The 12496-nt window shown below is 51.7% G+C and carries 9 protein-coding genes; 5 read left to right on the forward strand and 4 right to left on the reverse strand.

Annotated elements, in window-relative coordinates; all coding sequences use genetic code 11:
* Nucleotides 1-135: 135 nt before the first annotated feature.
* Complete coding sequence (locus GF617_RS12360; RefSeq protein WP_203451770.1) at nucleotides 136-1392, forward strand: DUF1479 domain-containing protein; 1257 nt, start codon at nucleotides 136-138, stop codon at nucleotides 1390-1392.
* On the opposite strand, the gene GF617_RS12365 is transcribed toward GF617_RS12360, so the two are convergent.
* Complete coding sequence (locus GF617_RS12365) at nucleotides 1389-2456, reverse strand: LacI family DNA-binding transcriptional regulator (protein ID WP_181622788.1); 1068 nt, start codon at nucleotides 2454-2456, stop codon at nucleotides 1389-1391. The genes GF617_RS12360 and GF617_RS12365 overlap by 4 nt on opposite strands.
* A gap of 288 nt (nucleotides 2457-2744) precedes the next feature.
* Between GF617_RS12365 and GF617_RS12370 the strand changes: the two genes are divergently transcribed.
* Both GF617_RS12370 and GF617_RS12375 read left to right on the forward strand, forming a co-directional pair.
* The gene (locus GF617_RS12370; protein ID WP_203451771.1) at nucleotides 2745-4046 is read left to right on the forward strand and encodes an MFS transporter; all 1302 of its coding nucleotides are present in this window, start codon (nucleotides 2745-2747) and stop codon (nucleotides 4044-4046) included.
* 17 nt (nucleotides 4047-4063) lie between these two features.
* Nucleotides 4064-6427, forward strand: coding sequence for a TIM-barrel domain-containing protein (locus tag GF617_RS12375; RefSeq protein WP_203451772.1), 2364 nt, complete (start codon nucleotides 4064-4066; stop codon nucleotides 6425-6427).
* 182 nt (nucleotides 6428-6609) lie between these two features.
* Here the strand turns inward: GF617_RS12375 and GF617_RS12380 are convergent, their stop codons facing one another.
* A complete protein-coding gene (locus GF617_RS12380; RefSeq protein ID WP_181622785.1) occupies nucleotides 6610-8205 on the reverse strand; it encodes an ABC-F family ATPase in 1596 nt (531 codons plus the stop codon).
* 221 nt (nucleotides 8206-8426) lie between these two features.
* Here GF617_RS12380 and ldtB point away from each other — a divergent pair, with 221 nt between their 5' ends.
* Together ldtB and GF617_RS12390 are read left to right on the forward strand one after the other, a co-directional pair.
* Nucleotides 8427-9347, forward strand: coding sequence for a L,D-transpeptidase (gene ldtB / locus GF617_RS12385; protein WP_181622784.1), 921 nt, complete (start codon nucleotides 8427-8429; stop codon nucleotides 9345-9347).
* Between the two features lie 245 nt (nucleotides 9348-9592).
* A complete protein-coding gene (locus tag GF617_RS12390) occupies nucleotides 9593-10402 on the forward strand; it encodes a glycosyltransferase family A protein (RefSeq protein ID WP_203451773.1) in 810 nt (269 codons plus the stop codon).
* 15 nt (nucleotides 10403-10417) lie between these two features.
* On the opposite strand, the gene GF617_RS12395 is transcribed toward GF617_RS12390, so the two are convergent.
* Nucleotides 10418-11134 (reverse strand): GntR family transcriptional regulator, encoded by a 717-nt coding sequence (locus GF617_RS12395; protein WP_181622782.1) that lies wholly within the window; start codon nucleotides 11132-11134, stop codon nucleotides 10418-10420.
* A gap of 16 nt (nucleotides 11135-11150) precedes the next feature.
* A complete protein-coding gene (locus GF617_RS12400) occupies nucleotides 11151-12473 on the reverse strand; it encodes a PTS sugar transporter subunit IIC (RefSeq protein WP_203451774.1) in 1323 nt (440 codons plus the stop codon).
* Nucleotides 12474-12496: the final 23 nt, after the last annotated feature.

The following is a 12496-nucleotide window of genomic DNA, read 5'->3' on the forward strand; positions in this document are numbered from 1 at the left end:
GTGTCATTCCCCGGCAACACACTCTTTTTTCATCCTGTGCTGTACGTCAAGATTTTAAACTTGCATTAACCATTTTTTAACTTAAAGTATCACTTGTAGATATTTTTACTTTCGAATGAAAGATGCGAGGCAGTTATGACGTTTACCAGTGAGATTTTGCCAGCGGACCACAAAGCCGCGATCCGTCAGATGAAACGTGAGTTACGTGTGCAGATCGGTGACGTTCAGGCGGTTTTCGATACGCTCAGCGACAAAATTGCGACCCGCGTGGCCGAAATACATACGTTGAAAAGCAAAGGCGGATCCATTTGGCCGGTGATCCCGTTTGCAGATGTCAAAAACGGCAGTATCACCGCAGCACAGCGTGATGCCGTTAAACGCCGGGGCTGTGCCGTCATCAAAGGTCATTTCCCGCGCGAGCAAGCGCTGGCGTGGGATAACGCCATGCTCGACTATCTTGATCTCAACCAGTTTGATGCGGTCTACAAAGGGCCTGGCGATAACTTCTTCGGCACATTAACCGCTTCACGCCCGGAGATTTACCCGATCTACTGGTCACAGGCGCAAATGCAGGCACGCCAGAGTGAAGAGATGGCGCAGGTCCAGTCGTTCCTGAACCGTTTATGGACATTCGAGAGCAACGGTAAACAGTGGTTTAACCCGGATGTCAGCGTGATTTACCCGGATCGTATCCGCCGCCGCCCGCCAGGAACCACGTCAAAAGGGCTGGGAGCACACACCGACTCCGGAGCGCTGGAACGCTGGCTACTTCCGGCTTACCAGCAGGTGTTCGCCCGCGTCTTTGACGGCAATGTGGATCAATACGATCCGTGGAATGCGGCGCATCGCACCGACGTTGAAGAGTACACCGTGGATAACACCACGAAATGTTCCGTGTTCCGCACCTTCCAGGGCTGGACTGCGCTCTCCGATATGATCCCGGATCAAGGTCTGCTGCATGTGGTTCCGATCCCGGAAGCGATGGCATATATTCTGCTGCGCCCATTGCTGGACGATGTACCGGAAGATGAGCTGTGCGGTGTTGCCCCTGGCCGCGTGCTGCCCATTTCCGAAAAATGGCATCCACTGCTTATCGAAGCACTCACCAGCATTCCTGCTCTGAAAGCCGGTGATTCCGTCTGGTGGCACTGCGATGTGATCCACTCTGTTGCGCCTGTCGAAAACCAGCAAGGCTGGGGCAATGTGATGTACATCCCTGCCGCACCGATGTGTGAGAAAAACCTCGCCTACGCGAAGAAAGTCAAAGCAGCACTGGAAACCGGGGCTTCGCCGGGGGATTTCCCGCGTGAAGATTATGAAAAAACCTGGCAGGACCGCTTCACCCTGGACGATCTGAACATCCACGGCAAACGCGCGCTGGGTATGGCCTAAACATCGTATAACCCTTCCCGCTCAACGGCGGTGCGTCGTTTTCCCTGACGTATCCGCCGGACGGACTCCCGCACCGCCAGTGAACCGTTCAGCAACAGGGTTCCGACAGCTGCATCCGGGCGCATCAGCCGTTGCTGGAGCATATGCACCGCTTCCGTACCCAGCTCATCCCGCGGGACATGTACGGCGGTTAATGGTACATCCTGAATAGCCGCCAGGTTAAAGCCGTCAATGCTCATCACTGAGACATCCTGCGGCACGCGTAACCCCTTTTTTTGCAGGGCGCTTATCGTACCTGCGGCCATAAAATCCCCTCCGACCAGAAAGGCCGTAGGCACGTTTTTGCTTTGACTCAGCCACTCACTGACCCGTTGCTCTGTCTCTTTGGCACTGAAACTCGGGATCACCAGCAGATCACGTTTATCCGTAAACTTCAGGTTATGTGCCTGCCATGCGTCACGCATTCCCGACAGACGCAGTTCCATGGTGTAGCGCCGCAGGCAGAGCACATTCATTACCTCACGATGCCCCATTTCAAACAGGTATTCAGCAGCACGTTCGCCAATCGCGCGGTGGTCGGGCGCAACTGCAGGAAGGCGCATGAGGCGGTCCCGGCAGTTAATCAACATGCAGGGTTTGCCGATATCTACCGCCAGATCGTGAATATGCGGATCGTCTATCCCCAGCAGAATTGCGGCCTGGGTATCTGGCTCGTTCATTCGTGCCAGAAACAGCTGCGCGTCACTGTCATTCTCTTCCAGCGCACAATAGCGCAACCGTACTTCATGTGAGGCCAGACCTTTACTGACACTCTGGATCACGCGGTAGTAAAAGATGTCGGACCGCTCATCAAACGCGCGCTGTGGAGCAAAGACCACCAGACTGTTGAGCAGCAAGCGACCAGCAGCCAGCCCCTCCATAACGCCCAGTTGCCGTGCACATTCCAGCACCTTGCTACGCGCCTTTTCGCTGGTATTGGCTTTTCCTGCCAGTACACGCGAAACCGTGCTGATGGAAAGCGCTGTGCGAGCGGCAATCTCGGCAATTTTTAGCCTTTTATCCATTTTGTGATCTCGCTCCGTTTGCTAAATGAAAAAATTTTCATGACGTAAATATCAGGCACTATCGGTCATGGAATGCATCATGCCAAACGATTAACGGTAGTTATGAGAAAGTTTGCACAAAATCCACTATTGCCAGTTCTTTTTCTCCCTTAAGGTGAACTTGTCACACATCTTCCATACTAGTTGTATATCAGCTTTAAACAACAAAACAGATAACTATCAAATAGTTAAAAAATATGTATGACACCTAAACCTTATCCCCTACCCGTCCGTCTTGTGGAGAACGAAATGAGTCAGGACATCAACAACACTGTGGCGACGAGCAAAACTCGCCGCGTCATAAAGAACCTGCGCTGGTATGTGCTGGTACTGTTTTTGCTGGGCGTAACCGTCAACTACATCACCCGTAACTCTCTCGGTATCCTTGCTCCGGAACTGAAAGAGAGCATGGGCATCACCACCGAACAGTATTCCTGGATTGTGGGCGCGTTCCAGATTGCCTATACCATTTTCCAGCCCCTGTGCGGCTGGCTGATCGATGTCATTGGGCTGAAAATTGGTTTTATGGTGTGCGCCGGTCTGTGGGCACTGATGTGTATTTTCCATGCAGGAGCCGGAAGCTGGCTGCATCTGGCTATCCTGCGCTTCTTTATGGGGGCATCAGAAGCGGCGGCGACGCCGGCTAACGCCAAAACGATTGGTGAATGGTTCCCGAAATCAGAGCGCCCGATTGCCGCTGGCTGGGCGGGAGTCGGCTTCTCAATTGGCGCAATGCTCGCCCCGCCGATCATCTACTTCGCGCATGCCTCCTTTGGCTGGCAGGGTGCGTTTATGTTTACCGGCGTGCTGGCGTTGCTGTGGGTGATCCTGTGGTGGGCGTTCTACCATAACCCTGAGCAGCATCCGAATCTGAGCAAAGACGAGCTGGCGTTTATCAAGCAGGATAATGAACCGCCCGCCGTGAAACTGCCTTTCCTCACCGCGCTGAAAACCGTCTCCAGGAATAAGCGCTTCTATGGTATTGCCATCCCGGCCTTTATGGCGGAGCCAGCCTGGGCCGTTCTGAGCTTCTGGGTTCCGTTGTACCTTGCCAAAGAACACGGCATGGATCTGAAGCAAATAGCTATGTTCGCCTGGTTGCCGTTCCTTGCTGCCGACCTGGGCAGTGTTGTGAGTGGATACCTTACACGCCTGTACACCCGCGTGTTTGGCTGCACCCGTGTTAACTCTGTGGTGGCGAGCTCCGTCACTGGCGCATTTTTGATGATCTCCCTGGCCGCCGTCGCCATTACGCGTGATCCGTATATCACCATCGTACTGATCTCAATTGGTGGCTTCGGGCATCAGATCATCTCCTGCATGTTGAGCGCGCTGGTCGTGGAGTCATTCGATAAAGGCCAGATGGCGACCGTCAATGGTATGCGCGGCTCGGCTGCGTGGATCGCGAGCTTCCTTTTCTCCCTTTTGATTGGGGTGACCGCCGACAAAATCGGCTTTAACCCGCTGTTTATCGCCATGGGGTTCTTCGACCTGATTGGCGCTTTCTTCCTGGTAGCATTTATTGCTGAACGCCGCGCCAAGCGCGCCTGATAGTGGATGTATTGCATATGAAAACCCTGAAAAGCTGGACCCTCAATAAGCAGACGGCGAACCATCTGGAACTGCTGCTCGATAACCAACATCATCTGTGTCTGTATGTGCTGGAAGAGAATCTGTTTCGTGTGCTGATTAAGCGCAAAGGCGGACTGGCTCTGGACAAAACCTGGAGTATCGCCCCGGAGAAAGATGTGCCCTGGGAAGGGCGCGATCGCCAGGATCTCAGTGGATTTTCTTGCCCGGCCTGGCAGCTTACTCAGCAGGACGACATGCTTACCGTTGCAACAGAACAACTGCGCGTGACGGTGCACCAGCCACTGTGGCTGGAGTGGCATTATCGCAGCGACGCGGGTGAGTGGCAGCCGTTGGTCAACGATCGCCCGACGAGTGCCTATTTGCTGAATGCCCACGGCGACGGCGTGGCGCACTACCTGAGCCGTCGCAAGGATGAACGTTTTTATGGCCTGGGCGAAAAGGCCGGTGATTTACAACGCAACGGTAAACGCTATGAGATGCGTAACCTGGATGCAATGGGGTATAACGCCGTCAGCACAGACCCTTTGTACAAACATATTCCGTTCACTATCGCGCGCCGCGATGACGTCAGCTATGGCCTGTTCTACGATAACCTGAGCAGCTGCTGGCTGGATCTGGGTAACGAAATTGATAACTACCACACCGCTTATCGCCGCTGGCAAGCGGAAGCGGGTGACATTGATTACTACATGTTTACCGGTAAACGGGTGCTGGATGTCACCAAAGCCTTTGTGCGTTTGACCGGTAAAACCCTGTTCGGTCCCAAATGGAGCCTGGGTTATAGCGGCTCGACCATGCACTACACCGATGCGCCGGACGCGCAAAACCAGCTGATGAACTTTATTCGCCTGTGCGAAGAACACGCGATCCCGTGCGATTCGTTCCAGCTCTCGTCCGGCTATACCTCCATCAACGGTAAACGCTACGTCTTTAACTGGAACTACGACAAAGTGCCGCAGCCGAAAGTGATGAGCCAGGCCTTCCATGACGCAGGGCTGAAACTCGCGGCAAATATCAAACCCTGTTTGTTGCAGGATCACCCACGCTATAACGAAGTGGCGGAAAAAGGGTTGTTCATTCGTGACTCCGAAACCGACGCCCCAGAACGTTCAAGCTTCTGGGATGACGAAGGTTCAAACCTAGATTTTACGAACCCACAGACGATCCAGTGGTGGCAAGAAGGCGTTACCACTCAGTTACTGGAGATGGGCATCGACTCCACCTGGAACGATAACAATGAATTTGAAGTGTGGGACGGAGAAGCCCGCTGCCATGGCTTTGGCCAGGAGATTGCGATTAAGCACATCCGTCCGGTGATGCCGCTGTTGATGATGCGTGCTTCGCTGGAAGCACAGCAGCGTTTTGCGCCAGAAAAACGCCCGTATCTGATTTCACGTTCCGGCTGCGCAGGGATGCAGCGCTATGTCCAGACCTGGAGCGGCGACAACCGCACCAACTGGGATACGTTGCGCTATAACACCCGCATGGGGCTGGGAATGAGCCTGTCAGGGCTGTTTAACGTCGGTCATGACGTCGGCGGTTTCTCCGGTGATAAGCCGGATGCAGAGCTGTTCGTTCGTTGGGTACAAAACGGCGTGATGCACCCACGTTTCACCATTCACTCCTGGAATGACGATCACACCGTTAATGAGCCATGGATGTATCCGGGCGTTACGCCTGCGATCCGTAGCGCGATTGAACTGCGCTATCGTCTGCTACCTTACCTCTACACCCTGCTCTGGCAGGCACATGCCGACGATGAGCCAATGCTGCGCCCGACCTTCCTCGATCACGAACATGATGCGCAGACCTTCGACGAGTGTGACGACTTCCTGCTGGGCCGCGACGTTTTGGTCGCAAGCGTGGTTGAAGCCGGGCAACGTGAGCGCCGCGTCTGGTTACCGGATAACGAAACCGGCTGGTACGATTTCTACACCCACGAATGGTTCTCGGGTGCTCAGTGGATTGTCCTCGACGCCCCGCTGGAAAAACTCCCGCTTCTGGTTCGCGCAGGGGCGGGGTTGCCGCTCAGCGAACGCATCACCCATGTCTGCGCGGAAAAAGATGACGCGCGTGAACTGAAGCTGTTCCCTGTCAAAGGTGTCGGCACGACATCAGGTTTGCTGTTCGAAGATGATGGCGAAAGCTGGGGATATCAGACAGGCAACGCGTTGTGGGTTGAGTGGGAGATGGTGTGCGATGGGGCAACCATCAATCTGAAGGTGAATGCGCGCGGGGATTATCGTCCGGCGTGGAAAGCGCTGAAGGTATCATTACCGACAGGGGAAAAACGCAAGCTGCTGGTGAATGGTGTTGAAGGTGGTGAATGGGTGGTGTAGTACGGCCTGATGCCCTCACCCTCTCCCGGTGGGAGAGGGAACAGGAGCAATACTCCTTTCCCTCAGTATTTCGCGCTGCAGGAAGGCGGTAAGCCAGTGAATCCCCGGGCGCTTACATCAGTAAGTGACCGGGGTGAACAGGTGAAGCCAACGCATCTGCTGCGTATAAAGACAACGGGAAATTAGTTGTCGATGCCTTTGCTACGCAGATAATCTTCGTAGTTGCCGGTGAAGTCCACCACGCGTTCTGGCGTAATTTCAATCACACGGGTTGCCAGCGAGCTAACAAACTCACGGTCGTGGGACACGAAGACCAACGTCCCCTGGTACATTTCCAGCGCCATGTTCAGCGACTCGATCGATTCCATATCCAGGTGGTTGGTTGGTTCATCCATGACCAGAATATTCGGTTTTTCCATCATCAGCTTGCCAAACAGCATGCGGCCTTTTTCACCACCAGAAAGCACTTTGGCAGGCTTTTTAATATCGTCCTGGCTGAACAGAAGACGCCCCAGAATGCTACGAACAGCCTGCTCGTCATCCCCTTCCTGCTTCCACTGGCTCATCCAGTCGAATACGGTCAGATCATTTTCGAATTCAAATTCATGATCCTGTGCGTAGTAACCAATCTGCGCATTCTCAGACCACTTCACCGTCCCGTTGTCAGGCTGAAGTTCGCCAACCAGCGTTTTCAGCATGGTGGATTTACCCACGCCGTTCGCTCCCAGAATGGCAATCTTCTCACCCACTTCCAGCAACAGGTTGAAGTTTTTAAACAATGGGCCGTTATCGAACCCTTTAGCCAGGGCTTCCACTTCCAGCGCGTTACGGAACAGTTTCTTATCCTGCTCGAAGCGGATGAACGGGTTCTGACGGCTGGAGGCCTTCACTTCGTCAAGTTTGATCTTGTCAATCTGACGAGCACGTGAGGTCGCCTGACGGGATTTTGACGCATTCGCACTGAATCGGCTCACGAAGGATTGCAGATCAGCAATTTGCGCTTTCTTCTTGGCGTTATCAGCCAGCAGACGCTCACGCGCCTGAGTTGCCGCCGTCATGTACTCGTCGTAGTTGCCTGGGTAAACGCGCAGTTCGCCGTAATCCAGATCCGCCATGTGGGTACAGACCATGTTCAGGAAGTGACGGTCGTGCGAGATGATAATCATGGTGCTGTCACGCTCGTTCAGCGTCTGCTCCAGCCAGCGAATGGTATCGATGTCCAGGTTGTTCGTTGGTTCGTCGAGCAGCAGAATGTCCGGGTTAGAGAACAGCGCCTGCGCAAGCAACACACGCAGTTTCCAGCCTGGGGCCACTTCACTCATCAAACCATAATGTTGTTCAACAGGAATGCCCACGCCAAGCAGCAGTTCGCCCGCACGAGATTCAGCAGAGTAACCGTCCATTTCGCCATAAAGTACTTCGAGATCAGCCACTTTGTAGCCGTCTTCTTCGCTCATTTCTGCCAGGGCGTAGATGCGGTCACGTTCTTGTTTCACTTCCCACAGCTCTCCGTGTCCCATGATCACGGTATCGAGTACGGTAAATTCTTCAAAGGCGAACTGATCCTGACGCAGCTTACCGATACGCTCATTCGGATCGAGCGACACGTTGCCCAGTGTAGGTTCGAGATCGCTACCCAGAATCTTCATAAAGGTAGATTTGCCGCTACCGTTGGCACCAATCAGGCCGTAACGGTTGCCGCCGCCAAACTTGACGGAAATGTTTTCAAACAGCGGCTTACTGCCAAACTGCATAGTGACGTTGCTGGTAACTAACACGGGAGATTCCTGCGAAAAAGTGTGATAAACACGGCATTATGCCACAATTCCGAAATGAGATCCCGTGTTGCAATTCGCCACTAAACTATAACAAAACCGAAAAAAGTGTGATTTCGTACACATCTGATTTCCCTGTTAGCGGGAATGCACATATAATGCGCTCCCATCAATGATTCAGACTTATCAACTAATCGCCTGAGTGGCCAGATACCTCGCACAACATGAACATGAAATTAACAACGCTTTTAGCGGCGGCGTTTGCCGTAGTAGGTTTTTGCAAAACCGCTTCTGCGGTGACGTATCCACTGCCGACAGACGGTAGCCGTCTGGTAGGTCAAAACCAGGTCGTCACCATTGAGGAAGGAAACACCCAGCCGCTGGAATATTACGCCGCTGAGTATCAGCTAGGCCTGTCCAACATGCTGGAAGCCAATCCAGGTGTAGACCCTTATCTGCCGAAAGCCGGTACGGTATTGAACATTCCTCAGCAGCTGATTCTGCCAGATACCGTTCATGAAGGTATCGTCATTAATAGCGCCGAAATGCGTCTTTACTACTACCCGAAAGGGACAAACACGGTCATCGTTCTGCCAATTGGTATCGGCCAGTTGGGTAAAGATACCCCGATGAACTGGACCACCAAAGTTGAGCGTAAAAAAGCGGGTCCAACCTGGACGCCAACCGCCAAAATGCACGCAGAATACATTGCAGCAGGCGAACCATTGCCAGCCGTTGTTCCTGCCGGCCCGGATAACCCTATGGGTCTGTATGCTCTCTACATTGGCCGCTTGTACGCGATCCACGGAACCAACGCCAACTTCGGTATTGGTCTGCGTGTGAGCCATGGTTGTGTGCGTCTGCGTAACGACGACATCAAATTCCTGTTTGAAAACGTTCCAGTTGGCACGCGCGTTCAGTTCATCAACGAACCAGTAAAAGCAACGTCAGAGCCAGATGGTAGCCGTTATATTGAAGTTCATAACCCGCTCTCCACTAGCGAAGATCAGATTAACAATAACGAAACCGTACCTGTGACTCTGACTAAAGCGGTACAAGCCGTCACAGCTCAGCAGGACGTTGAAAGCACGATTGTTGATCAGGCTATTCAAAACCGCTCTGGTATGCCAGTACGCTTAAACTAATCCGTTCTGCTTATTAAAGCGTTCCTAAAAAACCCCGAATCATCGGGGTTTTTATTTTTTTGTGTTCCGTATTTATATCTCCCAGAAAAATGTATTAAAGATGCTATATGTCTCATTACGGCCATTTTATGTTAGCCAGATGGGGTTACATCTATTCTTCCCAGTGATATCATCCAGCCACTTATAGCCCGGTGTTTTCTGCGTTATTTGTAATTGCATAATTTTTCTGGAGCACGTTTCTTACGATGATCAGTATTAATTTAACAACTACAAAATCGCGTCTTTATCTCTGTTCGCAAACCGTATGGTCACTTGCGAACCAGAGTAAAACGGTGGATCAGATCGTTGTTTGGGTATCCAGAGAGCCATACCTCAGTGATGAAGGCATCACCGAAGAACCCGTGTGGGCAGAAAAGATCCGACAAACAGGCATAAACCTTACTTTCCGCTGGGTTAAAAACACAGGCCCGTGCCGTAAGTTGTTCCCTGCTCTGCGAGAAGCAACAGGAGACGATATACTGATTTATGCTGATGACGACGCTATTTATAACGATGTGTGGACTGAAAACCTGCTGAGTGATTTTTATCACCATAATCAAGAATACGTCGTGGCTATTCGCGTCAGAAAAACGATAAAAAAGAAAAAAGATATTCTTGATAGTTATAGAAATTTCCCGTTAATTACCACACCAAAAGTGATAGATCAGGACTATATTATTACGGGACTTGGTGGCGTCGTACTTAAAAAAAATATGATTCCTCAATATTTTCATGATAATGAAGACTTTTTGACAGTATGCCCCTGCGCGGATGACATCTGGATCAGTAAACTTATTCAATTAACCAAAACACCTGTTTATGTTTCAGCGCAAAACATTCGTCATATCCATGAAATTATTCATGACTATGGTCTTTCCCGAACAAATACCAGCAAAATTAAACGCTCATTCCTGCAAAAAATGCGTTTCACATTTAAACCAGGTCAAATTCACTATCTGTGCCAGAACGATCTCTACATAAAAGATACCGACAATTACTTTGAGTCATGCGCCTGAGATGCGGGTAAATACTTACCCGTTGTTCACAATCACGATCCCACCGTGGTCATAACGATAATGACAATGCGCATACTCTAGCGGTGTGCCATCTTCCAGATAGATAACCTGCTCAACCTCCAGAACCGGATCGGTTTGCTCACAAACCAGGTGCTGCATGTCCAGGGCATTCGGCTTGAGTGCACGCACAACACGGTATGATCCCATAATTTTGAGCCCTAGCGTTTCTTGCACATAACGGAATACCGAGCTTTCGAGGTGGCTTTTGTTCAACCCCGGAACCAGGTTCAGCGGCATTACGGTTGAATCCAGCGACATCGGCTCACCATTCAATAAACGCAGACGGACAAAATCATAGACTGGCGCATCACCGTTTATCATCAGGGATGCCTGCTCTTTCTCGTTCGGGAAACGCAGTTCAAAGTGCACAACCTGGCTTGTGACTGTTCCAAGATGTTCCCATGTTTTTGTCGCCCCAAAATAGTCACTACCAGAGAGATCCCATTGCGAGAGTTGCAGGAAATTCTTACGAATAAACGTCCCCTGCCCCTGACGGGTATATACCAGACCTTCGACAATCAACTGGCGCATCGCCTGTTGAATGGTCATACGGCTGGTACTGAACTCCGCTGCCAGCGCAAACTGGTCTGGCAACGGCTCACTAGCGGCATACTGCTGGCTGATAATGCGTTTCTTGATTTCCCGTGCAATGGTGATGTACTTAGCCGCCATCGTCCTTTCCTTACGATTAGTTTTCTATCCCGCTGTTTTTTAACGCCACTCTCTCGGCAATTTTGAGGAAAGGCAGGTAGAAGAATACACCAAATACAATGATTGCCAACTGCACCACCACCGCCCGCCAGTCCCCTGCCGTCGCCAGCCATGCGCTAAGAATGGGCGGTGTCGTCCAGGGGATCATCACCACACAGCGCGACATCCATCCCAGCGTGGTGCATAGCCAGGCAACGTAAATGCCAATCGCTGGCAGCAGGACAAACGGGATCATCAGCGGCAGGTTAAAGACAATCGGTAAGCCAAAGATAACCGGCTCATTGATATTGAATAATCCCGGCGCCAGGGATAACCGCGCCACCTGTTTTGCAGATTTTTGCCGCGAGAAGATAAAAATCGCCAGCAGGAGTGAAATGGTGCTCCCGGTTCCGCCCACCATACCGAATGTTGGGACAAAGATGTTATTGATGATATGAGGAACAGGCTGGCCGTTAGCAAAAGCCAGCATGTTCTCATTCGTATTGATGAGCAAAAATGGCTCCAGCACCACACTGTTCACCACTGACTGGTGAATACCCAACGTAAACAGGAAGTTACCAAAGCTATAGATAAAAATAGTACCGGGCAGACTGGTATTAATTAGTCGTAAGGGTTGCTGAATAAAGGTGGTGATCAGGTGGATCAAATCCGTATGCATCACATTCGCCAGCAAGGCGGCCAGCACCGCAAATAAAGAGAGCGTGAGGATAGTCGGGATCAGTGCGGTAAAGGATTTGCTGACCGCCGGAGGGACATTCTCCCCAAGTGAGATCTGCAACGCTTTTAACCGCGAAATGGCAATAAAGACCTCAGTAGAAAGGAGGCCAATCAGCACTCCGGCAAAAATCCCGGTGGAGCCTATATTGGCAAACGTCAGCACCTGCGTGACGTTCACCGTTGTCTGGCTTCCTACGGGAGTCAGTTGCAGATGCATGGGCATCATAATGATAAAACTGCTGACGGCGATCACCACTGCCGAGACCGGATTGTCGAAATCTTTGTTGCGCGCCAGCGACCAGGCGATCATCGGAGCCAGCAACAGCGCCGCTATATTCAGCGTACCGTTGATAATAGCCTCGCCCCACACCTTAAACTGTGTCAGCGTGTCGCCCTCAAAGATCCAGGGAAACACCACATTGTTCACCAGCACTGCCAGGCCCGCCAGAATAAAAATCGGCATTACCGTGGCGAAGGCATCACGCAGGGAGCGAAGATGCACCTGGTTTGCCAGGCGTGCTGAAAACTCAACAAATCTGTCGACAAAAGACTGCATATTCGGTGTTATTTTTGTTTCAGACATAGCGGATATTTCCCATTTATCAG

It is taken from the genome of Lelliottia sp. RWM.1 (assembly GCF_016859735.1).
In the GTDB taxonomy this organism is placed as follows: Bacteria; Pseudomonadota; Gammaproteobacteria; order Enterobacterales; family Enterobacteriaceae; genus Enterobacter.